The sequence below is a fragment of the Nocardioides ginsengisegetis genome (assembly GCF_014138045.1).
Taxonomy (GTDB): Bacteria; Actinomycetota; Actinomycetes; order Propionibacteriales; family Nocardioidaceae; genus Nocardioides; species Nocardioides ginsengisegetis.
Genome location: NZ_JACGXA010000001.1, coordinates 2,426,296 through 2,448,591 on the forward strand (window position 1 = coordinate 2,426,296; position 22,296 = coordinate 2,448,591).

Annotated in this window: 21 protein-coding genes; 8 read left to right on the plus strand and 13 right to left on the minus strand. The window is 72.1% G+C overall.

Annotated features, from left to right (window positions below):
• Positions 1-49 precede the first annotated feature (49 nt).
• Together rpsO and FB382_RS11670 are read right to left on the minus strand one after the other, a co-directional pair.
• Positions 50-325 carry a 30S ribosomal protein S15 gene (gene rpsO, locus FB382_RS11665; RefSeq protein WP_125038736.1) on the minus strand — a complete coding sequence of 92 codons (276 nt, stop codon included), beginning with the start codon at positions 323-325 and terminating at the stop codon, positions 50-52.
• Between the two features lie 197 nt (positions 326-522).
• Positions 523-771: a DUF6458 family protein gene (locus FB382_RS11670; RefSeq protein WP_182539315.1), complete on the minus strand. Its 249-nt coding sequence runs from the start codon at positions 769-771 to the stop codon at positions 523-525.
• Between the two features lie 133 nt (positions 772-904).
• Between FB382_RS11670 and FB382_RS11675 the strand changes: the two genes are divergently transcribed.
• Positions 905-3,061 carry a molybdopterin-dependent oxidoreductase gene (locus tag FB382_RS11675; protein WP_343055576.1) on the plus strand — a complete coding sequence of 719 codons (2,157 nt, stop codon included), beginning with the start codon at positions 905-907 and terminating at the stop codon, positions 3,059-3,061.
• A 17-nt stretch (positions 3,062-3,078) separates the two neighbouring features.
• Here FB382_RS11675 and ptsP read toward each other — a convergent pair whose 3' ends face one another.
• Positions 3,079-4,788, minus strand: a complete 1,710-nt coding sequence (gene ptsP / locus FB382_RS11680) for a phosphoenolpyruvate--protein phosphotransferase (protein WP_182539319.1) — start codon at positions 4,786-4,788, stop codon at positions 3,079-3,081.
• Between the two features lie 95 nt (positions 4,789-4,883).
• On the opposite strand from ptsP, the gene FB382_RS11685 reads away from it, so the two are divergent.
• From FB382_RS11685 to FB382_RS11700, 4 genes are read left to right on the plus strand one after another with little or no spacing between them, the layout of a single operon-like run.
• Complete coding sequence (locus tag FB382_RS11685) at positions 4,884-5,657, plus strand: DeoR/GlpR family DNA-binding transcription regulator (RefSeq protein ID WP_246377162.1); 774 nt, start codon at positions 4,884-4,886, stop codon at positions 5,655-5,657.
• Positions 5,654-6,613, plus strand: coding sequence for a 1-phosphofructokinase family hexose kinase (locus FB382_RS11690; RefSeq protein WP_125038745.1), 960 nt, complete (start codon positions 5,654-5,656; stop codon positions 6,611-6,613). Before FB382_RS11685 ends, FB382_RS11690 begins: the two co-directional genes overlap by 4 nt.
• A 2-nt stretch (positions 6,614-6,615) precedes the next feature.
• Complete coding sequence (locus tag FB382_RS11695) at positions 6,616-8,703, plus strand: PTS fructose transporter subunit IIABC (protein ID WP_182539321.1); 2,088 nt, start codon at positions 6,616-6,618, stop codon at positions 8,701-8,703.
• Between the two features lie 38 nt (positions 8,704-8,741).
• Positions 8,742-8,999, plus strand: a complete 258-nt coding sequence (locus FB382_RS11700; RefSeq protein ID WP_125038747.1) for an HPr family phosphocarrier protein — start codon at positions 8,742-8,744, stop codon at positions 8,997-8,999.
• A gap of 160 nt (positions 9,000-9,159) precedes the next feature.
• On the opposite strand, the gene FB382_RS11705 is transcribed toward FB382_RS11700, so the two are convergent.
• From FB382_RS11705 to FB382_RS11730, 6 genes are all read right to left on the minus strand, one after another.
• Positions 9,160-10,158 carry a hypothetical protein gene (locus FB382_RS11705; protein WP_182539324.1) on the minus strand — a complete coding sequence of 333 codons (999 nt, stop codon included), beginning with the start codon at positions 10,156-10,158 and terminating at the stop codon, positions 9,160-9,162.
• Positions 10,155-11,099 carry a bifunctional riboflavin kinase/FAD synthetase gene (locus FB382_RS11710; RefSeq protein WP_182539325.1) on the minus strand — a complete coding sequence of 315 codons (945 nt, stop codon included), beginning with the start codon at positions 11,097-11,099 and terminating at the stop codon, positions 10,155-10,157. The genes FB382_RS11705 and FB382_RS11710 overlap by 4 nt, the downstream gene beginning before the upstream one ends.
• Before the next feature lie 26 nt (positions 11,100-11,125).
• Entirely contained in the window at positions 11,126-12,004 is an 879-nt protein-coding gene (truB, locus tag FB382_RS11715; RefSeq protein ID WP_343055577.1) for a tRNA pseudouridine(55) synthase TruB, read from the minus strand.
• On the minus strand, positions 12,001-12,462 hold the full coding sequence (gene rbfA / locus FB382_RS11720) for a 30S ribosome-binding factor RbfA (RefSeq protein ID WP_182539327.1): 462 nt from the start codon (positions 12,460-12,462) through the stop codon (positions 12,001-12,003). Before rbfA ends, truB begins: the two co-directional genes overlap by 4 nt.
• Before the next feature lie 80 nt (positions 12,463-12,542).
• On the minus strand, positions 12,543-15,479 hold the full coding sequence (gene infB / locus FB382_RS11725; RefSeq protein ID WP_182539329.1) for a translation initiation factor IF-2: 2,937 nt from the start codon (positions 15,477-15,479) through the stop codon (positions 12,543-12,545).
• 128 nt (positions 15,480-15,607) lie between these two features.
• Entirely contained in the window at positions 15,608-16,066 is a 459-nt protein-coding gene (locus tag FB382_RS11730; RefSeq protein WP_343055578.1) for a YlxR family protein, read from the minus strand.
• Here FB382_RS11730 and FB382_RS11735 point away from each other — a divergent pair.
• Positions 16,032-16,760, plus strand: a complete 729-nt coding sequence (locus tag FB382_RS11735; RefSeq protein ID WP_182539331.1) for a serine aminopeptidase domain-containing protein — start codon at positions 16,032-16,034, stop codon at positions 16,758-16,760. The genes FB382_RS11730 and FB382_RS11735 overlap by 35 nt on opposite strands.
• Before the next feature lie 287 nt (positions 16,761-17,047).
• On the opposite strand, the gene nusA is transcribed toward FB382_RS11735, so the two are convergent.
• Both nusA and rimP read right to left on the minus strand, forming a co-directional pair.
• Positions 17,048-18,055: a transcription termination factor NusA gene (gene nusA / locus FB382_RS11740; protein ID WP_182539333.1), complete on the minus strand. Its 1,008-nt coding sequence runs from the start codon at positions 18,053-18,055 to the stop codon at positions 17,048-17,050.
• Positions 18,055-18,561, minus strand: coding sequence for a ribosome maturation factor RimP (rimP, locus tag FB382_RS22180; RefSeq protein WP_343055579.1), 507 nt, complete (start codon positions 18,559-18,561; stop codon positions 18,055-18,057). Before rimP ends, nusA begins: the two co-directional genes overlap by 1 nt.
• 100 nt (positions 18,562-18,661) lie before the next feature.
• On the opposite strand from rimP, the gene FB382_RS22185 reads away from it, so the two are divergent.
• Both FB382_RS22185 and FB382_RS11750 read left to right on the plus strand, forming a co-directional pair.
• Positions 18,662-19,198, plus strand: coding sequence for a hypothetical protein (locus tag FB382_RS22185; protein ID WP_246377166.1), 537 nt, complete (start codon positions 18,662-18,664; stop codon positions 19,196-19,198).
• Positions 19,195-19,638, plus strand: coding sequence for a DUF4439 domain-containing protein (locus FB382_RS11750; RefSeq protein ID WP_182539338.1), 444 nt, complete (start codon positions 19,195-19,197; stop codon positions 19,636-19,638). Before FB382_RS22185 ends, FB382_RS11750 begins: the two co-directional genes overlap by 4 nt.
• A gap of 154 nt (positions 19,639-19,792) precedes the next feature.
• Here FB382_RS11750 and FB382_RS11755 read toward each other — a convergent pair whose 3' ends face one another.
• Together FB382_RS11755 and FB382_RS11760 are read right to left on the minus strand one after the other, a co-directional pair.
• Positions 19,793-20,497 (minus strand): HAD family hydrolase, encoded by a 705-nt coding sequence (locus FB382_RS11755; RefSeq protein ID WP_182539339.1) that lies wholly within the window; start codon positions 20,495-20,497, stop codon positions 19,793-19,795.
• Positions 20,494-22,278 (minus strand): proline--tRNA ligase, encoded by a 1,785-nt coding sequence (locus tag FB382_RS11760; protein ID WP_182539341.1) that lies wholly within the window; start codon positions 22,276-22,278, stop codon positions 20,494-20,496. The genes FB382_RS11755 and FB382_RS11760 overlap by 4 nt, the downstream gene beginning before the upstream one ends.
• Positions 22,279-22,296: the final 18 nt, after the last annotated feature.

Below are 22,296 nucleotides of genomic sequence, written 5' to 3' on the forward strand. Positions count from 1 at the left end.
GGAGCGGCCACCCGGACAGGGCAGCCGCTCCACCCTTCGAAGCTGGAGATCAGCGACGCAGGCCGAGACGCTCGATGATCGACCGGTAGCGGTCGATCTCCGTCTTCTGCAGGTAGTTGAGAAGGCGGCGGCGCTGGCCGACGAGCAGCAGCAGGCCACGACGGCTGTGGTGGTCGTGCTTGTGCGTCTTGAGGTGGTCGGTGAGGTGGCTGATGCGGTGGCTGAGCAGCGCGATCTGGACCTCCGGCGAACCGGTGTCGCCCTCGCCCGTGGCGTACTCGGCGATGATCCTCTTCTTGGTCTCCGCGTCGGTACCGATCGACATGCGGGGCTCCTTCCAGTTCTTCCGTTGCGCGGTGCTCCGGGCCTGGTGCCCGGGGCGCTCTCTGTCCGCGGCCGTTGGACGGCGTGTCACCCCTCACGGGGGCAACCGGGAGAGACTACCAACGCCCGGGCGGCACCGCCGAATCGCGGTCCCGCGCCGGGCGCCGGGTGGAACTGGGTGCTGTCGCGTGATCGAGCTCAGACGGCGGGCGGCGGCACGTCGTCACGGCGCTCGCTGACCGTCTGGGAGCCGTCGGCGTGCGTGACGACCGCCGTGGAGCGGCGGCTGCGGTTGGCCTGGACGGCCGTCAGGGCGATGACGAGCACGCCGGCGAGCGTGAGGATCCACCCGACCATCGTCAGGTCGACGCTGTTGATGTTGTCGGTCACCGCGAGGGCCAGGATCAGGCCGATCGCGAGGAGGAAGACACCGAGTCCGTATCCCATGGCGGGGGTCCCTTTCAGACGTGGCCGCCCGGGTGGCGGGCGGCTCTGCACCCGCAGGTTAGCCGGGTGGGGTGGCCATCCGGTGGACGCGGCCCCCTGTCACCGTGACAGTTCCGGTGGCACGATGGCGGCCGTGGGCATCCTGACGAACGGACCGGTTCCCGACGACTTCACCGGCACGCGCCTGGGCGTGTGCAACCTCTGCGAGGCGATCTGCGGGCTCGAGCTGAGCATCGAGGGCGGTCGGGTGACCTCGATCCGGGGCAACGAGGCCGACCCGCTGTCCCGCGGCCACATCTGCCCCAAGGGCGTCGCCTTGGCCGACATCTACGACGATCCCGACCGGCTGCGTCGCCCGGTCCGACGGATCGGTCGCGGCGCCGACGCCGAGTGGGTCGAGATCGACTGGGACGAGGCGCTCGACCTGGTGGCCGAGGGGCTGGCGACCGCGGCCAACCGGCACGGCCGCGACGCGATCGGGATCTACCTGGGCAATCCCAACGCCCACTCGCTCGGCTCGTCCACGCACGGACTGCCCATGATCAAGACGCTGCGCACCCGCAACCGGTTCAGCGCCTCTTCGGTCGACCAGATCCCCCACCAGTTCGTGGCCTGGCAGATGTACGGCCACCAGCTGCTGCTGCCGATCCCGGACATCGACCGCACGTCGTACTTCCTGGTGTTCGGGGCCAACCCGATGGCCTCCAACGGCTCCCTGATGACGGTGCCGGACTTCCCCAAGCGGCTGCGCGCGCTCAAGAAGCGCGGTGGTCGGATGGTCGTCCTCGACCCGCGTCGCACCGAGACCGCGAAGGTCGCGAGCGAGCACCACTTCGTGCGGCCGGGCTCGGACGCGGTGGTGCTGCTGGCGATGCTCCAGGTGTTGCTGGCGGAGGACCTGATCTCCCCCGCGGCGTACGTCGACGACGTCGAGGCGGTCCGGGACCTCGTCTCGGACTTCACCCCCGAGCACGCCGAACCGCTCAGCGGGGTCCCGGCCGACGTGATCCGTCGGATCACCCGCGAGTTCGCGGCGGCCGACGGCGCGGCGGCGTACGGCCGGCTGGGAGTCTCCACCCACGGCTTCGGCTCGATCTGCCAGTGGGCCATCCAGTGCCTGAACCTGCTCACCGGCAACGTCGACCGCGAGGGCGGGCTGCTGTTCCCGGAGCCGGCGGTGGACGCGGTCGGGCGCGGCATCATCGGGCGCGGTCACTTCGACATCTGGCGGAGCCGCGTGCGCGGGATCCCGGAGTACGGCGGGGAGCTGCCGGTCTCGGTGATGCGCGAGGAGATCGAGACGCCCGGCGACGGGCAGATCCGGGCGGTCCTGACCGTGGCGGGCAACCCGGTGCTGTCGACCCCGGACGGCAAGTCGCTCGCGCGTGCCTTCGACTCGCTGGACTTCATGGCGGCGGTCGACATCTACCTCAACGAGACGACCCGGCACGCCGACGTGATCCTGCCGCCGACGACCGCGCTCGAGCGTGACCACTACGACATCGTCTTCCACGGCTTGGCCGTGCGGAACACCGCGCGGTTCACCCCTGCCGTGTTCGCCAAGCCCGACGACGCGCGCCACGACTGGCAGGTCTTCGCCGAGCTGGCGCGCCGCGTGCAGGACCGGCTCGACAGCAAGCCCGGGCTGCGCAAGCGGCTGGCGCAGCGTGCGCGCTTCGCACTGTCGCCGACGATCCAGCTCACGGCGCTGCTCGCCACCGGACGCAAGGTCTCGATGCGGCAGATGCGCGCCCACCCCGAGGGCGTCGACCTCGGGCCCCTGCGCCCGACGCTGCCCGGGCGGCTCCAGACGAAGGACAAGCGGATCTCGCTGAACCCGACCCTGGTCACCGACGACCTGGCCCGGCTGCGTGCGTCGCTGGCGTCGACCGAGGTCCCCGACCCCGACCAGCTGCTGCTGATCGGGCGGCGCCACCAGCAGGACAACAACTCCTGGATGCACAACACCGAGCGGCTCACCCGGGGCAAGCCGCGCCACCAGCTCCTCATGCACCCCGACGACCTGGCCGCGCGCGACATCGAGCCCGGCACGCACGTGACGGTCACCTCGCGGGTCGGGTCGGTGGTCGTCGAGGTCGCCGGCGCGGAGGACATGATGCCCGGCGTCGTGTCCCTCCCCCACGGCTACGGCCACCAGGTCGACGGCACCCGTCTCGGCCACGCGGTCAAGGTGCCGGGCGTCTCGATCAACGACCTCACCGACCCCGAGCGACTCGACGTCTCGGGGAACGCCGCGCTCAACGGCGTACCGGTCACCGTCACCGCCTGAAGGGCCGGCGGACTGCGCTACCCGCCGAGGACCTCGAGCACAGCGGCGCGCGCGGCCATCGGGTCCGAGGCGGCCAGCGCGGCCTCGGCGGCGTCCTCGCAGGCCTGCATCCCGACCGTCGCGAGCCGCGCACCCACGGGGCGTACGGCGGCCGCGGCCATCGACAGCGAGGTGATGCCCATGCCGACCAGGGCGCAGGCCAGCAGCGGGTCGGCGGCAGCCTCGCCGCACACCCCGACCGGCTTGCCCGCCTGGCGCCCGGCCTCGGCCGTGATCGCGATCAGCTGGAGCACCGCGGGCTGCCACGGGTCGGTGAGGTGCGCGAGGTCGGTGGCCATCCGGTCGGCGGCCATCGTGTACTGCGTGAGGTCGTTGGTGCCGATGGACAGGAAGTCGACGACCTCGAGCATCCGGTGGGCCAGCAGGGCCGCGCTCGGCACCTCCACCATCACGCCGGCCTTGAGCCCGCGGGCGCGGACCTTCGTCGCGAACTCCTCGGCCTCGGCGACGGTGGCCACCATGGGCGCCATCACCCAGGTCTCGGTGCCGGTCTGCTGCGCCGCGGCCGCGATGCCGTCGAGCTGGCGATCGAGCAGCGCGGGGTTGCTGAAGGAGAGCCGGAGCCCGCGGACGCCGAGGGCGGGGTTCTCCTCGCCCTCGTGCGTCGCGAACGCCACCGGCTTGTCGGAGCCGGCGTCGAGCGTGCGGACCACGACGTACTGCTTGTCGCCGGAGAAGGCCGCCAGCACCTCCCCGTAGATCTCGGCCTGCTCCTCCACCGACGGCTCCTCCTTGCGGTTGAGGAAGCACAGCTCGGTGCGGAAGAGGCCGACACCCTCGACCGGGGCCTGAGCGGACGTGCGGGCGGACTCGCCGTCGGCGACGTTGGCCAGGATCTTGACCGGGGTGCCCTCGGCGGTGCGACCGGGCCCGGACCACGTCGCGAGCGCGGCGCGGGCCTCCCGGTCGGTGCGCACCCGCTCCTCGGCGGAGGCCTCGTCGGGCTCCACCTCGACCGTGCCGGCGGTGCCGTCGACGAGCAGGCGGGTGCCGCCCGGGACGGCCAGGATGCCGGCGGTGCCGACGATGCACGGGATGCCGAGCTGGCGGGCAATGATCGCGGTGTGGCTGGTCGGGCCGCCGCGCTCGGTCACCAGGCCGACGACGACCGCCGGGTCCAGACCCGCGGTGTCGGCGGGGGCGAGGTCCTCGGCCACCAGCACCGACGGCACGTCGGGGACCGGCACGCCGGGCTCGGGCTCGCCGACGACGTGGGCCACCACGCGCCGCTCGATGTCGCGCAGGTCGGTGACCCGCTCGGCCATCAGGCCGCCCATGCCGGTGAAGATGCCCACGAACTGCTCGACGGCCGCGTGCACCGAGGACAGCAGGTCGTCGCCGGCCCGCAGCTGCTTGCGCACCGCACCGCGCAGTCCCTTGTCGGTGGCCAGGCCGGCGCTCGCGGTGAGCACCTGCGCGGCCGCACCCGAGGCCTTCGCCGCCTTGCGGGAGAAGCCCTCGGAGACCGCTGCCGCCGCCTCGTCGTACGCCGCGAGGGCGGCCTCGGCGTCGGCGAAGGAGCCCACCCCGTAGGCCGCGATGGCCTCGGGCGAGACCTCCCCGCGCGCGACCAGCGCGGGCCCGTGGGCCACGCCCGGGACGACCGGGGTGCCGCGCAGGAGGGTCGGGGACGTGGGCTGTGCCTGGGTGTCCGAACTGGTGACCATGGTCACAAGTTAACGCCTCGTACCCCTTGACAGTCAACACATTCGGGCGTAAAACCACAGATACACAGATTGACGCGACGAGAGAAAGGGCCCGGATGAGCATGTATGCCGAAGAGCGGCAGCAGGCGATGGCCCAACTGGTGGCCGAGCACGGGCGTCTCTCGGTCAACGTACTCGCCGAGCAGTACGACGTCACCACCGAAACCGTCCGGCGCGATCTCTCCGCGCTCGAGCGGATGGGCCTGGTCCGGCGGGTGCACGGCGGCGCCGTCCCAGCGGACAGCCTCGCAGTGATCGAATCGGGCCTCGGCGAGCGCGACCAGGCCTTCACCGCGGAGAAGGAGCGGATCGCCCGCGCCGCCCTCGAGCTGCTGCCGCCGGCCGGCTCGACGGTGCTGATGGATGCGGGCTCCACGACCAGCCGGCTGGCCAGCATGCTCCCCCGCGACCACCGGCTCACGATCGTCACCCACGCCGTCCCGATCGCGGCGCGACTCGCGGGCAGCCCCCAGATCGAGCTGCACCTGCTGCCCGGCCGGGTGCGCTCGACCACGCACGCCGCCGTCGGCTCCGAGACGGTGGTGGCCCTGGGCAACCTCCGCGCCGACATCGTCTTCCTCGGCACCAACGGGCTGACCGTCGAGCACGGACTGTCCACCCCCGACCACGACGAGGCGGCCACCAAGCGCGCCATGGTCGCCAGCGCCCGGCGCGTGGTCGTGCTCGCCGACGCGAGCAAGATCGGGACCGAGACCCCGGTGCGGTTCGCCGCGCTCGACGAGGTCGACGTCCTGGTCACCGACGACTCCATCCACCAGGCCGACCACAAGGCCCTGACCAGAGCCGGCCTCGAGGTGGTCGTCGCATGATCGTGACCCTGACCCCCAACCCCTCCCACGACCGGACGGTCACCCTGAGCGCTCCCCTGGAGCGCGGCGCGGTCCAGCGCGCCGAGTCGGTGACCTCGCAGGCCGGCGGCAAGGGCGTGAACATCTCCCGTGCCTCCGTCTCGGCCGGCATCCCGTCCCTGGCCGTCCTGCCCGCCCCCAAGGACGACCCCTTCGTCCTCGAGCTGCTCGCGGCCGGCATCGACTGCCGCACCGTCCCCAGCGACGGCGGTCCCCGCGTCAACATCACCATCAGCGAGCCCGACGGCACCACGACCAAGCTCAACAGCCCCGGCCCGACGGTCACGCCCGAGGTGCTGACCGGGCTCCTCGAGGCCCTGCGTCGCCGGGCCGGCACCGCCGACTGGATCGTGCTCGCCGGCTCGCTGCCGCCCGGCGCCCCCGTCGACTGGTACGCCGACCTGGTCGCCGCGCTCCGCGAGTACGGCGCCCGGATCGCCGTCGACACCTCCGACGAGCCGCTCCGCGCCCTGGTCGGCCGACTGCCTGAGGCCGCACCCCACCTGATGAAGCCCAACGGCGAGGAGCTCGCCTCCTTCACCGGCGGCGACCCCGAGCTGCTCGAGTCCGACCCGCACGCCGCCGCCAAGGCGGCCATGGGCCTGGTCGCGCAGGGGGTCGATGCCGTCCTGGCCACGCTCGGCCCGCACGGCGCCGTGCTCGTCACCGCAGGTGGGGCCTGGCACGCCACCCCGCCTCCCACGAACGTCGTCAGCACCGTCGGTGCCGGCGACTCCAGCCTCTTCGGCTACCTCCTCGGGGACATCCAGCGTCGGACCCCCGACCAACGACTCGCGCTCGCCGTTGCCTACGGCAGTGCGGCAGCCGGGCTGCCCGGCACCACCATCCCGCATCCCCACCAGGTCAAGCCCGAGCTCGTCACGGTGCGCGACCTCAACCTCACCCTAGGAGGGTGACGATGTCCGACCTGATCACGACCGATCTGGTTCGCCTCGACGTGGACCTCGGCTCCGACAAGGAGTCGGCGATCCGCGCACTTGCTGACGTGGTCGGCGGCGCCGGGCGCGCCACCGACGTGGCCCAGCTGGTGGAGGACGCCCTCGCTCGCGAGGCCACGTCGCCCACCGGCCTGCCCGGCGGCATTGCGATCCCCCACTGCCGCACCACCGGCGTCGACGAGCCCACGCTCGCCTTCGTCCGGCTCGCCCCGCCGGTCGACTTCGGCGCCAAGGACGGTCCGGCCGACCTGGCCTTCCTGATCTCGGCTCCTGCCGGTGGTGACAGCACCCACCTTCAGCTGCTGACCAAGCTCGCCCGGGCGCTCGTGAAGCCCGCCTTCACCGACTCGTTGCGCGCGGCCGAGTCCCCCGACGAGGTCGTGGACCTCGTCAACCACGAGCTCGGCACCAGCCCGGCGCCGGCCAGCACCGCCAAGCACGCTGCGGGTGCGCCTCCCGCGGCGGCAACTGCGGTGCCGACGTCCGCCGGTGCATCGGCTCCCAAGAGCCTCGTCGCCGTGACCGCCTGCCCCACCGGCATCGCGCACACCTACATGGCGGCCGAGGCCCTCGAGGCCGCCGCCGCGCGCGCAGGCATCACCATCGCCGTCGAGACGCAGGGCTCGGCGGGCTCGCACCCGCTCTCCCCCGACACCATCGCCCAGGCGGCCGCCGTGATCTTCGCGGTCGACGTGGGCGTCCGGGACCGGGGCCGCTTCGCGGGCAAGCCGGTCGTCTCCTCGGGCGTGAAGCGCCCGATCGACGAGGCGGACAAGATGATCGCCGAGGCGCTTCGCTACGCCGACGACCCCAACGCCCCGCGCGTCGAGGGCTCGGTCACCGCCGGTGAAGGCGGGGGCGCGGGTGCCCAGGAGAGCTGGGGCGGGCGCGTGCGCCGGGTCCTGATGACCGGTGTGTCCTACATGATCCCGTTCGTCGCGGCCGGTGGTCTGCTGATCGCACTGAGCTTCCTGCTCGGCGGCTACGAGATCGTCGGGCCCTACGGCGACATCGCGGTCAACAACACCCTCTTCGACCCGCCGAGCGCGAGCGGGCTCGGGCTGGACCACGCCCTGTTCGGGTCCGGCTTCCTGGCCTACATCGGCGCGATCTTCTTCATCATCGGCAAGACCGCGTTCGCGTTCTTCATCCCGGCCCTCGCCGGCTACATCGCCTACGCCATCGCCGACCGGCCCGGCATCGCTCCCGGCTTCGTCATGGGTGGCCTCGCCTCGAACCTGTTCGGCGTCGTCGACCCCAACGGCACGGCCCTCCCGGCGACCGGCTTCCTCGGCGCGATCATCGGTGGTGTCCTCGCCGGCCTGATCGCCCACTGGCTCGCGCAGCGCACGGTGCCCTCCTGGGCCCGTGGCCTGATGCCGGTCATGGTGATCCCGCTCGTCACGTCGATCGTGGCCGGGTTGCTGATGATCGTCGTCCTCGGCAAGCCGATCGGCTGGCTGATGAACCAGCTCAACGACGGCCTGACGTCCATGAGCGGCAGCAGCGCCGTGCTGCTCGGCATCATCCTGGGCCTGATGATGGCCTTCGACATGGGTGGCCCGCTCAACAAGGTCGCCTACAGCTTCGCGGCCGCCGGCGTCGGTGCTGCGGCCACGGCCTCCGCATCGGACCCGCGCCTGAAGATCATGGCCGCCGTGATGCTCGCGGGTATGGTGCCCCCGATCGCCCTGGCGCTCGCGACCGTCGTGCGACCGCACCTGTTCAACATCCCCGAGCGTGAGAACGGCAAGGCCGGGTGGCTCCTGGGCGCGTCGTTCATCACCGAGGGTGCGATCCCGTTCGCCGCGGCCGACCCGCTGCGGGTCATCCCCGCGATCATGCTGGGCAGCGCGGTGACGGGCGGCCTCTCCGAGGCGCTCGACGTCAGCGTCCGGGCCCCGCACGGCGGCATCTTCGTGATCTTCGCCGTCAGCAACGTGTTCGGCTACCTGATCAGCCTCGCCGCCGGTGTCCTCGTCGGCAGCGCCGCCGTCATCGCCCTGAAGAGCCTGGGCCCCAGCGACGAGGACGTCGTCACCGTCTGACCTGCCACTCCTCCCACCCGATCCACCGAAGGAGCACCATGCCCACCAAGTCCGTCGTCGTCGGCTCCGCCGTCGGCCTCCACGCCCGCCCCGCCGCGATCATCTCCGAGGCCGCCGGCGACCTCGACTCCGAGGTGCTGATCGGCATCCCGGGCGACGAGCCGGTCGACGCCAGCTCGGCGCTGCTGATCATGACCCTCGGCGCCGGCAACGGCGACACGGTCGAGGTCTCCAGCGACGACCAGGCCGCGCTCGACGCGATCGCGGCCCTGGTCGAGAAGGACCTCGACGCCTGAGGTGAGACGCGTCAGCGGATCACCTCGATGGTGGTTGAGCAGCGCGCGCGACTGACGAAGGAAGTCGCGACCGGGCGTGTCGAAACCCCGACCCGTCGTGAACTGACGCCAGAACGCGTCGACCCGTCGTCAGTTGACGACGGGTCGACGCGTTTCTGCGTCAGGAAGCGACGGGTCGGTTGCGGACGGCGAGGTAGATCGCCCGCACGCCCACGGCCCGCTCCATCTCGCGCAGCACGCTGCCGAAGAACTGCTCGCGGTAGGTCTCGTCGGTGACCGTGGAGACGGTCAGGTAGAGGCCGGAGAACGCCGAGAGGAACGTCGCCACCTGGAGCAGGGCCACCGACACGCTGCTCACGTGCGGCACGCTGTGGGTCGGCGAGGTCAGCCAGGCGTCCATCACCGGCTGGGTCATGATCAGCGACCCGAAGACCATGAGGAACACGAAGACCGACAGCGTCACCAGCAGCACCTGGACGGACTGGACGATCATCAGGACGATCACGAGGTTCCAGCGCTCGTAGCCGGTCACCTCGGCGTGCGCAGCCGGATCGGCGTCGGGGTCCTCGACCAGCTCGCGGCAGGCCCCCTCGAGCGGCGTGCCCCGGCAGGCGTCGAGGAGCAGTCGGTCCGTCACGTCGTCGTCGGTGCGGTCGACCTCCTCGGGCAGCCGCACCAGCAGGAACCCGACGGCCAGCACCACGAAGAGCATCACCGTGAGCCAGAGGGTTCCGGGGCTCAGGTTGGAGCCGACCTGCCACACCTCGGTATTGATGAAGAGGAACGTGATGAAGAGCAGCAGGAGCGGCAGCGCCCGGGTCGTCATCGGGAGCAGCGTCCGGAGGCTGCCGAAGGTCCGCGAGAGCGCCCAGGTGACGATCGGGGCGGCGTGCAGCCGGTCCATGGCGTACCAGACGGCGGCCAGCAGCAGCAGCGTCGCGAGGGTCGCGGGGCCCAGGGCGACCTGGTCGGCCAGCCACGCCACCAGTCCCCCGGCCCCGGTCGCCAGGACGGCGACGACCAGGAGGAAGGTCACCACCCGGCTCGGCTTGAGCGCCTGCCGGACGTGCGCGCGCTGCTCGGGCACGAAGTAGGTCAGCCCGTGCTGCAGGAACCACTGCTCCGCGGCCTGCACCGGGTCGGCGGGGACCGGCTTCACGCGACCGCCCCGAGCAGCTCGCGCGCCCGGTCGACGTCGTCGTCCATCTGCTCGACGAGCTTCTCGACCGACTCGAAGGCCACCATGCCGCGCAGCCGCTCGACGAAGGACACCTCGACCTCGACGCCGTAGAGCTCGAGGTCGGTGCGGTCGAGCACGTAGCTCTCCACCCGGCGCTCGCGGACCCCGTCGAAGGTCGGGTTGGTGCCGACGCTGATCGCGGCCGGGAACGTCTCGCCGGTGTCGAGCCGTCGCAGCCACCCGGCGTACACGCCGTCGGCGGGGGCGGCCGTCACCTTCTCGTTGGTGGGCACGTTGGCCGTCGGGAAGCCCAGCTCGCGCCCCCGCTGGTCGCCGCGGACGACGACACCGCGCACGGCGTACGGCGCCCCCAGCGCCTCGGCGGCACCCGCCACGTCACCGGCCGCCAGGCAGGTGCGGACGTAGGTCGAGGACCAGACCTGCGGACCGCCGTCGAGCGCGATCCCCTCGGCGACGAAGTCGTGGGTCGCCCCCGACTCGTGCAGGGTCGCGACGTCGCCGGCGGCCTTGTTGCCGAAGCGGAAGTTGGCGCCCACCACCACGACGGCGGCGTGCAGCGCGTCGACGAGGACCCGGACGATGAACTCCTCCGGCGACCAGTCGGCGACCTCCCGGTCGAACGGGACGGCCAGCACGGCGTCGGCCCCGGCCGCGACGAGCAGCTCGGCCCGGTGCTCCAGCGTGGTCAGCATCGTCGGGGCGTGCTCGGGCCTCAGCACCGCCATCGGGTGCGGGTCGAAGGTGACCGCGACGAGGGTCAGCCCCTGCTCGTCGGCCAGCTCGCGGGCCCGGGACAGGACGTGACGGTGCCCGAGATGGACCCCGTCGAAGTTGCCGATGACGACCGCGGTGCGGCCCAGGTCGCCGGGGACCTCGTCGGTCGAACGCCAGATGTGCACGGGCGGCAGCCTATCGAGGGCGGTGGTCAGACGAAGACGGCGACCGGACGGGCCACGTCGCCGCGGGGCTCGTAGAGCGCGAGGAACTCCCCCTCGGGCGCGAACACCGCCGTCAGCCCGTCCACGTCGATCCCGAGCGGCCGCCCGACCCGCACGTCCGATGCCTGGGTCTCGTCGAGGTCGCGCGCCGGGAACGCCGCACGCGCGGCGTCCGCGATCGGGAGCATCACGAACTCATCGGTCAGCTCCTCGATCGTGCGGGCGACGCCGAGGTCGTAGGGCCCGACGGCGGTACGCCGCAGGGCGGTCAGGTGGCCGCCCACCCCGAGCCGGGCGCCGGCGTCGCGGGCGACCGCGCGGACGTAGGTGCCGCTCGAGCAGCGCATCGCGATGTCGACGTCGACGTGCGCGCCGACCACCCGCACGTCGACGACCTCGAGCTCGTGGATGGTGACCGGCCGGGCCTTGAGCTCGACCTCCTCGCCGTCCCGGACGCGCTGGTAGGCGCGCTTGCCGTCGACCTTGATCGCCGAGACCGCGGTCGGCACCTGCTCGATGTCGCCGACGAACTCCGCGAGGCAGCCCCGGACGACGGCCTCGTCGAGGTGGCTCGCGTCGACGACGGCCGTGGTCTCCCCCTCGGCGTCATCGGTCGTGGTCGCCTCGCCGAGCCGGATCGTGGCGGAGTAGGCCTTCTCGGTCAGCATCAGGTGGCCGAGCAGGCGCGTGGCGCGGTTGACGCCCAGGACCAGCACGCCGGTGGCCATCGGGTCGAGCGTGCCGGCGTGGCCGACCTTGCGGGTGCCGGCGAGCCGGCGTACGCGGGAGACCACGTCGTGCGAGGTCATCCCGCCGGGCTTGTCGACGACGACCAGACCGGAGACCGGCCCGGGCCCGGCGGTCACGCCTCGTCGTCCTCGGCGAGGTCGTCCTCGTCCTCGCGCGGCTTCTTGTAGGGGTCGCTCTCGCCGGCGTAGGACTCGACGCGGCGGGCCGCGGCCTCCTCGTCGAGCTTGCGGGCGCGCTCGAGCACCTCGTCGAGGTGGCGGGCCGTCTCCGGCAGCGCGTCGGCGATGAAGGTCAGCGTCGGCGTGATGCGCATGCCGAGCTGCTTGGCGACCTCGGAGCGGATCAGCCCCTTGGCCGACTCGAGCGCGACGGCCGTGGCGGCCAGCGCGGCCTCGTCGTCACCGGTCGCGTCGAGGACGGTGTAGAAGATCGTGGCCTGCTGGCTGTCGCCGGTGACGCGTACGTCGGTGACGGTGACGAAGCCGAGGCGCGGGTCCTTGATCCGGCGTTCCAGCATCTCGGCGACGATCACCTGAATGCGGTCGGCGATCTTGCGCACGCGGGGGCTGCTCATGGTCCTACCTTCTCAAGAGTCCGGGAACGTGAGTCGGCGGGACCCCGCGAACGGGGTCCCGCCGACACTGCACTGCTGGGTCAGGCGCGCGGGATCTCGCGCATCTCGAAGGACTCCACGACATCGCCGATCTCGATGTTCTGGTAGTTCTTCAGGACCAGACCACACTCGAAGCCCTCGCGGACCTCGGAGGCGTCGTCCTTCTCCCGCTTGAGCGAGGCCAGGTCGAGGTTGTCGGCCACGACCTTGCCGTCGCGCAGCAGGCGCGCCTTGGCGTTGCGGCGGAGCAGGCCACTGGTGACCATGCAGCCGGCGATGTTGCCGATCTTCGAGGAGCGGAAGATGTTGCGGATCTCCGCCTGTCCGAGCACGGACTCCTCGTAGACGGGCTTGAGCAGGCCCTTGAGAGCCGCCTCGATCTCCTCGATCGCCTGGTAGATGACCGAGTAGTAGCGGATCTCGACACCCTCCTTCTCGGCCATCTCGGTCGCCTTGCCCTGGGGGCGGACGTTGAACCCGATGATGATGGCGTCGGAGGCGGCGGCCAGGTCGACGTTGGTCTCGGTGATCGCACCGACACCGCGGTCGATGACCCGGAGGCTGACCTCGTCGCCCACGTCGATCTGGGACAGCGAGTCCTCGAGGGCCTCGACCGAACCGGACACGTCGCCCTTGAGGATGAGGTTGAGCTCCTGCGTCTCGCCCTTCTCCATGGAGGCCATGAAGTCCTCGAGGGTGCGACGCACGCGACGCTTGGCCTGCATGGCCGCCCGCTCGCGCGACTCGCGCTTCTCGGCGATCTGGCGGGCCATGCGGTCGTCCTCGACGACGATGAACGTCTGGCCGGCGCCGGGCACCGCGGTGAGGCCGAGCACCATCGCGGGACGCGACGGGTCTGCCTCGGTGATGTTCTCGCCGTGCTCGTCGAGCATCGCCCGGACCCGGCCGTAGCCGGCTCCCGCGACGATCGAGTCGCCCACGCGCAGCGTGCCGCGCTGGACCAGGACCGTCGCCACCGGGCCACGGCCGCGGTCGAGGTGTGCCTCGACGACGAGACCCTGGGCGTCCTGGTGGGGGTTGGCCCGCAGGTCGAGCGAGGCGTCGGCGGTCAGGACGACGGCCTCGAGCAGCTTGTCGAGGTTGAGCTCCGACTTGGCCGACACGTCGACGAACATGGCGTCGCCGCCGTACTCCTCGGGCACCAGGCCGTACTCGGTCAGCTGGCCACGAACCTTGGTCGGGTCGGCATCCGGCTTGTCGATCTTGTTGACCGCGACCACGATCGGGACACCGGCGGCCTTGGCGTGGTTGAGCGCCTCGACCGTCTGGGGCATGACACCGTCGTCGGCCGCGACCACGAGGATCGCGATGTCGGTGGCCTGCGCACCACGGGCACGCATGGCGGTGAACGCCTCGTGACCCGGGGTGTCGATGAAGGTGATGCGACGCTCGTTGCCGTCGACGTCAGCGGTGACCTGGTAGGCACCGATGTGCTGCGTGATGCCACCGGCCTCCTTGTCGACGACGTTGGCGTTGCGCAGCGCGTCGAGGAGCTTGGTCTTTCCGTGGTCGACGTGACCCATGACGGTGACGACCGGCGGCCGGATGACCAGGTCGGAGTCCTCGCCCTCGTCCTCGCCGAACTCGAGGTCGAAGGACTCGAGCAGCTCGCGGTCCTCGTCCTCGGGGGACACGACCTGGACGACGTAGTTGAGCTCCTCGCCGAGCAGCTCCAGCGTCTCGTCGTTGACCGACTCGGTCGCCGTCACCATCTCGCCCAGGGAGAACAGCATCTGGACGAGGGCGGAGACGTCGACGCCGATCCGCTCGGCGAAGTCGGTCAGCGAGGCGCCACGGGGCAGCTTGACGGTCTCGCCGTCACCCTTGCGGACGCGCACGCCACCGATCGTCGGGGCCTGCATGGCCTCGAACTCCTGACGACGTGCCCGCTTCGACTTGCGGCCACGACGCGACGGGCCGCCGGGGCGACCGAAGGCGCCCTGGGTCTGGCCACGCTGGCCGGGACGGCCACCGCCGCCGGGACGACCGCCGCCCGCGGGGCCGAAGCCACCGGGACGACCACCGGCACCGGGAGCACCGGCACCAGCACCGGGACCACCGCGACCGGGGGCACCGCCACGGCCGGGAGCGCCACCGCGACCCGGGGCACCACCACGGGCGCCACCGGGACCACCGGCGGGACGGCCGCCGGGGCCGGAGCCGAAGGCAGCCGGGGACTTGGGCATCATCGCCGGGTTGGGGCGCGGCATGCCCGGGCGACCCGGAGCACCACCGTCACGGCCGGCCGGCGGACGCGGCGGACGCTGGTCGGAGCCACCGGGGGCACCGCCACCGGCAGGAGCGCCGGCGCCGCCACCCTGGGCGGGACCGCGGTCGCCGCCGGGAGCCGACGGACGACGGCCCATGCCCTGGCTGGAGGCGAAGGGGTTGTTGCCCGGACGCGGCGCGCCGGGGCGGCCGACCGGACGGGGAGCAGGGGACGGCGCCTTGGGCGTCGCGCCTGCCGAGGCCGCCGGGGCCGCGGGGGCCTCGGGCTCGGCCGGGGGTGCGGTCTGCGCGGCCGGGGCGGGCTCGACCTCGGCGGGCTTCTCAGCAGCCGGGGCGGGCGCGGCCTTGGGGCCGGGACGCGGGCCGGGAGCCTTGGGCGCCGGGGCGGCCTTGGCTGCCGGGGCCTCGGGGGCCTCGGTCTCGGCGGCCGGAGCCGCGGGGGCCTCGGGCTCGGCAGCGGGGGCTTCGGGCTCGGCCTTCTTGGCCGGGGCCTTGCGGGGGGCAGCCGGCTTGTCAGCGGCCTTCTCGGACGGGGCCGACGCCGGGGCGGCAGGCGCCTCGGTCTTCAGCTTGTCGCCGTACTCCTTGCGGAAACGCATCTCCGCAGGCAGCTCGACAGTGGAGCTCGCCGACTTGACGAACTCCCCCATCTCCTTGAACTTCTCGAGAACAAACTTGCTCTCGACACCGAACTCCTTGGCGAGTTCGTGGACTCGGGTCTTAGCCACGTTTCTCCTTCTGGCCCGAGCCCCTCGCCTGTCGGTGGGGGTGAATCGGACCGTTAGTGGTTGTGCAAACTCATCGCGAGTTACTCATCGAGTGCTCATGAGCTGCTGCTCCAGTTCCTGTTGGTCGATCACGGTTGATGTGCTGGCGAGTCGAGGTACTCCCCGAGCGGTGCGCTGGTCAGCCCGCCCTGGCCCGCATGTCGCAGGGCCCGGGCGAAGGCTCGCCGGCGCACCGCGAGTTCGTAGCACTCGGCCGTGGGGTGCAGGTGCGCTCCGCGGCCGGGTGAGGTGGCGCCAGGATCGGGCACGACGGCGGGGTGGCCGTGCGCGTCCGAGCCGACGGTCACCCGCAACAACTCGCTCTTCGCGGCCCGCTGGCGACATCCGACGCACGTCCGGACCGGCCCCGTGGGGGCAGCGGAATCCGGGCATGCAGGGGAGATGTGTTCACGAGCCACTGTCGACAACCCTACCGTGCGCGGCCATCGGTTATCGAACCGGCGCTGTGCGGAACAGCCCACGACGGGCCCGGGTTTGGCTAGCGTACGGCGCGTGCGACCCCTGGCCACGATGCTCACTCCCGTCACCCGACGCCTCGTCTACCCCAGCCGCGGCACTCGCGTCCCGGCCGCGGGCACGACCCTCCACCTGCGGAGGGGCAACGTCGACCTGCGCGGCTGGGTCGTCAACCCTGGGCAACCGCGGGCGCTGGTCTACTACGGCGGCAACGGGGAGGGCGTCCACGACCTGCGTGGGGTGCTCGCCGAGCGCCTCCCCGACCACACCTCCTACCTGCTCGCCTACCGCGGCTACGGCGCCAGTGGCGGCCGGCCCAGCGAGCGGGCGCTCCGCGAGGACGCGCTCGCCCTGGTCGACCACGTGGCCGGGCGGCACCCCCACCACCCCGTGGACGTGATCGGGCGCAGTCTCGGCAGCGGTGTCGCGACCCAGGTCGCGGTCCGCCGTCCGGTGGGCCGGCTCGTGCTCGTCACGCCGTTCGACAGCCTCGTGGCCACGGCGGGCGACCTGTTCCCCCGGCTCCCGATGCACCGCCTCGTGCACGACCGGTGGGACTCGGCGGCCGCCGCGCCCGCCCTGGCCGCACCCGTGCTGGTGCTGCGGGCCGGGCGTGACGACCTGGTGAGGCCGCCACGCACCGACCGGCTGCTGGAGGTGCTCCCGGGCTCGACGCGCGTGGTGGACTTCCCCGACGCCGACCACGCCAGCCTGGTCGACGACCCGGCGTACTGGACGGCGATCGAGGAGTTCCTCCGCCCCTGAGGGTTGCCGTACCGGGGCCTGGCCGGGTGCGCCGCGTAGCCGATCGCGCCTCGGCGGTGAGCCAGCAACCGAACCCGACCGGAAGACGGTTCACCAGCCACCGCCCGGCCGACCCGACGGTGAGCCACGAACCGAACCGGGCAGGGAAACGGTTCACAGCTCACCGCTCCCGCCGCTCCACCCACGCCTCCAGGGCGCCCGCGCATGCGGGCGCCAGTCACCAGCGGCAGTTGCGCGGACCCGACGTCGTGCAGCCCGGCGGTTGCGCCGACTCGACCGTCTTCGGCTCAGTCCACGGGCGGCGCGACCGGCGGCGCAACCGGCTCGGCCGGCGCTTCGTCGGACCGGATGTCGATGCGCCAGCCGGTGAGGCGCGCGGCGAGGCGGGCGTTCTGGCCCTCCTTGCCGATGGCCAGCGACAGCTGGAAGTCCGGCACGACCACCCGCGCCGAGCGGGCGGCCAGGTCGACGATCTCGACCGAGGTGACCCGCGCCGGCGACAGCGCGTGCGCCACGAGCTCGGCCGGGTCCTCGGACCAGTCGACGATGTCGATCTTCTCGCCGTGCAGCTCCGACATCACGTTGCGGACCCGCTGGCCCATGGGGCCGATGCAGGCGCCCTTGGGGTTGACGCCCTGCGCGCGCGAGGCGACCGCGATCTTGGTGCGGTGGCCGGCCTCGCGGGCGATCGCGGTGATCTCGACGCTGCCGTCGGCGATCTCGGGGACCTCGAGGGCGAACAGCTTCTTCACCAGGTTGGGGTGGCTGCGCGACAGCGTGATCTGCGGGCCGCGCATGCCCTTGCGGACCGAGACGACCAGGCACTTGATGCGGGTGCCGTGCTCGTAGCGCTCCCCGGGGACCCGCTCGCCCATCGGCAGCAGCGCCTCGACCCGGCCGAGGTCGACCATGACGTCGTCGGGGTTGCGACCCTGCTGGATGACGCCGGAGACGATGTCGCCCTCCTTGCCGGAGAACTCACCGAACTTGATGTCGTCCTCGGCGTCGCGCAGGCGCTGCAGCATGATCTGCTTCGCGGTCGTCGCCGCGATCCGGCCGAAGCCGTCCGGGGTGTCGTCGTACTCGCCGACCGGGTTGCCCTCGTCGTCGACCTCGGTGGCCATGACCGACACGTGGCCGGTCTTGCGGTCGAGCTCGACGCGCGCCTTCTCCTGGGCGCCGGGCGTCTTGTGGTACGCCGTCAGCAGGGCCTGCTCGATGGCCTCCACGAGAACGTCGAAGGAGATCTCCTTCTCCCTCTCGAGCATGCGCAGGATGCTCAGGTCGATGTCCATCAGGCGTCCTCGTCCTCTTCGTCTTCTGGTGCGTGCTTGCGGTTGAACTCGATCTGGACCAGGGCCTTGGCGACCTCGGTGTAGGCGAGCTCACGGTCCGTGCCGTCGACGTCGAGCGTCACGCGCTCGTCGTCGGAGGCGCCGATGCGCCCCGTGACGGCATCACCGTCGGTGAGGGTGACCTTGACCAGCCGGTCGGCGTTGCGGCGCCAGTGGCGCGGCAACGTGAGCGGGCGGTCGACACCCCGCGAGGTGACCTCGAGCGTGTAGGGGTGCTCCCCCATCACGTCGCTCTCCTCGTCCAGCACCCTGTTGACCTCGCGCGTCGCGTCGGCGACGTCGTCGAGGGTCACCCCGCCGTCCTTGTCCACGGCGATGCGCAGCACCCTGCGCTTGCCGGCAGGGGTGATCTCCACGGCCTCGATGTCGAGGCCCAGGGCACTCAGGGGGTCGGCGAGCTCGGTCTCGATACGGTCCCGGATGGCGTCCTGCTTGGCGCTGCTCACGAGTGGGCGACCTCCTTGTGCTGTTGTCGGCGACCACGATAGCCGCTGTCCCGGCCCACCTTCATCTTGCCGCCGACCGCACGGGGATAGGGTCGCTGCCGTGCCGGTCACTCCCCCTGTCGAGACCCCCCTGCCCGCCAGTCGGCGGGGGGCGATCGCCGCTCTGCTGCTGGGATCGGGGGTCCTCGCCGGCTGCGACCTCGACCTGTCCGGCGACGGCTCGGGCGGCCCCTCCGCGTCGGGATCCGCGGACCCCGACGCGGCCCTCGTGGACCGGGCCCTGGCCGAGATCGGCGACCTCGCCGCGCTCGTCGCGGCGGTCTCCTCGGACTTCCCGGGACTGCGCGGGCGACTGGCCCCGTGGGCCGCGCTGCACGACGCGCACAGGGAAGTCCTCGGTGGCGGGACGCCCTCCTCCGCGGCGGCCGGTGCGGGCTCCACGCCCTCGTTCGCCTCGACGAACGAGGCGCTCACCGAGGTGCGGGGTCGCGAGCAACGCGGCCAGCGGCGGCTCGCGGACTGGGCGGTGGCCGCCGAGAGCGGCAGCCTGGCCCGGCTCCTGGCCTGCATGTCGGCGGGGGTCGCCCAGCGCCTCGCCCACGATCTCGCTCCGACCGGGGCGGAGGTCCCGGCATGACCGCGGACTCCCGGGTGGACGCCCTCCAGACCGCTCTGGCGGCCGAGCACGCCGCCGTCTACGTGTACGGCGCCCTCGCGGGCCAGGCGGACCCCGTCACCGACGCCCGGCTGCGCACGGACCTGACCGCGGCCTATGCGGTGCACCGTGGCCGCCGCGACGCACTGGCCCGGGCCGTGGTCGACGCGGGGGCGACTCCGGTGGCCGCCGAGCCGGCGTACGAGCTGCCGTCCCCGCTCGGGACCGCGGCTGCGCTCACCCGGGCCGCGCTGGGGCTCGAGCGCGCGACGGCCGAGACCTATGCGTGGGTGGTGGCCCGGACGACGGGGCCGGACCGGCGTCGGGCCGTGGAGGCCGTGAACGACGCAGCGGTCCGCGAACTCGTCTTCCGGGGAACTCCCGAGATGCTCCCCGGGGCAAACGAGTACGCGGACCGCTGAGGCCTGGACAACGAGGCCGTCGGGTGGAGCCGGCGATGTGTGGGGGGACTGCCGACTCCTCCGTTGTGCACAATCATGCAACGCCGCAGGTCAAGGCCGCCATCGGAACGGTTCCTCACGTTTGTGCATTGCACAAACGTGCAGTCGGGGCGTGTCAGGGCCAGGAACCGACGATCTCGTGGATCTCGGACAGGCGGTGCACGACGGCGTCCGGCTCGCCCTCGGTGTGCCCGACCTGCTCGGGCGGGATCGCACTGTGCGGCACGTGGATCGCCCGGAGTCCGGCGTGGTGCGCGCCCCAGATGTCGTCGAAGAGGCGGTCCCCCACGTAGACGCACCGGGCCGGGTCGGTGGCGCCGACGGCGTCCATCGCCGCCCCGAACGCCTTCGGTGAGGGCTTGGTCCACGGGATCTCGGAGGTGTAGACGTCCCCGTCGATCAGGTCCAGGACGCCGTCGCGCTCGAAGAAGCCGCGGTGCCACTCGCGCGGCCAGATCGTGTTGGACAGCACCCCCACCTTCACGCCGTCGTCGCGCAGCGCCTCGAACAGCGGGCGCACCTCGGGGTCGGTGAGCGTGTGCGGCTCCCAGAATTCGTAGTACGCCGTGAGCAGGGCCGGGTCGTGGTCGAGACCCGCCTCGTCGAAGAGATCGGCCACCGTCGCGCTCTGCTGGTGGTCGCGGGAGCGCCCCCACACCACTGACCCGGCCGCGTGCAGCCGGGCGGTGATCTCGTCGTGGGGATGATCCGCGTTGACCACGGCCTGGGCGAGCGCCAGCGACTCCGCGTGGAAGTCGACGTCGTGCCACTGGGTGAGCGTGCCACCCCAGTCGAAGAGGACGGCCTCGATCCCGGTCACGCGCGGACGAGGCCCACGACGTGGTCGACGACGGAATCGGCGGCGACCTGCTCGCGCTCGCCGGTGGCGCGGTCCTTGACCTCGACGGTGCCGTCGGTGCCCAGGCTCTTGCCCACGACCACGATCGTCGGGACGCCGATCAGCTCGGCGTCCTTGAACTTCACGCCGGGGCTGACCTTGCCGGTGCGGTCGTCGTAGAGGACGTCGATGCCCTGCGCCGAGAGCTCGGTGGCGATGCGGTCGGCGGCGGCGAAGACCTCCTCGTCCTTGCCGGCGGCCACGAGGTGGACATCGGCCGGGGCGACCTCACGGGGCCAGCACAGGCCGATCTCGTCGAGGGTGCCCTCGGCGATCGCGGCGACGGCGCGCGACGGGCCGATGCCGTAGGAACCCATCGTCACCGTGACGAGCTTGCCGTTCTCGTCGAGGACCTTGAGGTCGAGGGCGTCGGCGTACTTGCGGCCGAGCTGGAAGATGTGGCCCATCTCGATGCCGCGGGCCGACTCGAGGATGCCGCCGTCGGTGTCGCCGCAGGCGGGGCAGGGGTCGCCGTCGCGGACCTCGGCGACGTCGATGACGCCGTCGCCGCTGAAGTCGCGGCCGGCCACCAGGTCGAGCACGTGGCTGCCGGCGACGTCGGCACCGGTGACCCAGGCGCTGCCCTCGCCGACGCGCGGGTCGAGGAGGTAGCGGACCTCGGCGGGCTTCTTCTCGCCGAGCGCACCGGGGCCGATGTAGCCCTTGGCCAGGCTCGGGCGCGAGGCGAAGTCGGCGTCGCCGAAGGGCTCGAACACGACACCCTCGCCCAGCTTGGACTCCAGGCGCTTGGCGTCGACATCGCGGTCACCGGGCAGGCCGATCGCCAGCGCCTCGGTGGTGCCGTCGGGGTGCTTGAGCGAGAAGACGACGTTCTTGAGCGTGTCCGCGGCGTGCCAGGGACGGTCGTCGCGGGGGAACTTCTCGTTGAGGTGGTCGACCAGCGTGTCGATGGTCGGGGTGTCGGGGGTCTCCTCCGCGTGCGCGGCGGGCGCGTCGTCGTACGCCGTGGGCGCGGCGGGGGTGGTGTCCACCGCCTCCACGTTGGCGGCGTAGTCGCAGCGGGTGCAGCGGACGTAGGTGTCCTCGCCGACCTCGGCCTTGGCCAGGAACTCCTCGGACTTGGAGCCGCCCATGGCCCCGGCCTCGGCCTTGACGATGACGTACTCGAAGCCGAGCTTGTCGAAGATCCGGATGTAGGCGTTGCGGTGGGCCTGGTAGCTGGCGTCCAGGCCGGCGTCGTCGACGTCGAAGGAGTAGGAGTCCTTCATGACGAACTCGCGGCCGCGCAGCAGGCCCGCGCGGGGACGCGCCTCGTCGCGGTACTTGGTCTGGATCTGGTAGATGGAGAGCGGCAGGTCCTTGTAGGAGGAGTAGAGGTCCTTCACCACGAGGGTGAACATCTCCTCGTGGGTGGGGCCGAGCAGGTAGTCGTTGCCCTTGCGGTCCTTGAGCCGGAAGATGCCGTCGCCGTACTCCGTCCAGCGGTTGGTCGCCTCGTAGGGCTCGCGGGGCAGCAACGCGGGGAAGGAGAGCTCCTGGGCGCCGATGGCGTCCATCTCCTCGCGGATGATCTGCTCGATCTTGCGGAGCACCTTCAGGCCCAGCGGCAGCCAGGTGTAGATGCCGGGCGCGGCACGGCGGATGTAGCCGGCGCGCACCAGGAGACGGTGGCTCGGCACCTCGGCGTCCGCGGGGTCCTCTCGCAGGGTCCGCACGAACAGGCTCGACATCCTCATGATCATGGGGGAAGGCTACTTGCG

What these genes read in the sequence shown, in the direction of transcription:
- ptsP (WP_182539319.1), bottom strand. Translation starts at nt 4,788, where the DNA reads ATGGTCACCAGTTCGGACACCCAGGCACAGCCCACGTCCCCGACCCTC.
- rbfA (WP_182539327.1), bottom strand. Translation starts at nt 12,462, where the DNA reads ATGAGCAGCCCCCGCGTGCGCAAGATCGCCGACCGCATTCAGGTGATC.
- rpsO (WP_125038736.1), bottom strand. Translation starts at nt 325, where the DNA reads ATGTCGATCGGTACCGACGCGGAGACCAAGAAGAGGATCATCGCCGAG.
- FB382_RS11700 (WP_125038747.1), top strand. Translation starts at nt 8,742, where the DNA reads ATGCCCACCAAGTCCGTCGTCGTCGGCTCCGCCGTCGGCCTCCACGCC.
- FB382_RS11670 (WP_182539315.1), bottom strand. Translation starts at nt 771, where the DNA reads ATGGGATACGGACTCGGTGTCTTCCTCCTCGCGATCGGCCTGATCCTG.
- FB382_RS11695 (WP_182539321.1), top strand. Translation starts at nt 6,616, where the DNA reads ATGTCCGACCTGATCACGACCGATCTGGTTCGCCTCGACGTGGACCTC.
- FB382_RS11760 (WP_182539341.1), bottom strand. Translation starts at nt 22,278, where the DNA reads ATGATCATGAGGATGTCGAGCCTGTTCGTGCGGACCCTGCGAGAGGAC.
- FB382_RS11685 (WP_246377162.1), top strand. Translation starts at nt 4,884, where the DNA reads ATGAGCATGTATGCCGAAGAGCGGCAGCAGGCGATGGCCCAACTGGTG.
- FB382_RS11750 (WP_182539338.1), top strand. Translation starts at nt 19,195, where the DNA reads ATGACCGCGGACTCCCGGGTGGACGCCCTCCAGACCGCTCTGGCGGCC.
- FB382_RS11690 (WP_125038745.1), top strand. Translation starts at nt 5,654, where the DNA reads ATGATCGTGACCCTGACCCCCAACCCCTCCCACGACCGGACGGTCACC.
- nusA (WP_182539333.1), bottom strand. Translation starts at nt 18,055, where the DNA reads ATGGACATCGACCTGAGCATCCTGCGCATGCTCGAGAGGGAGAAGGAG.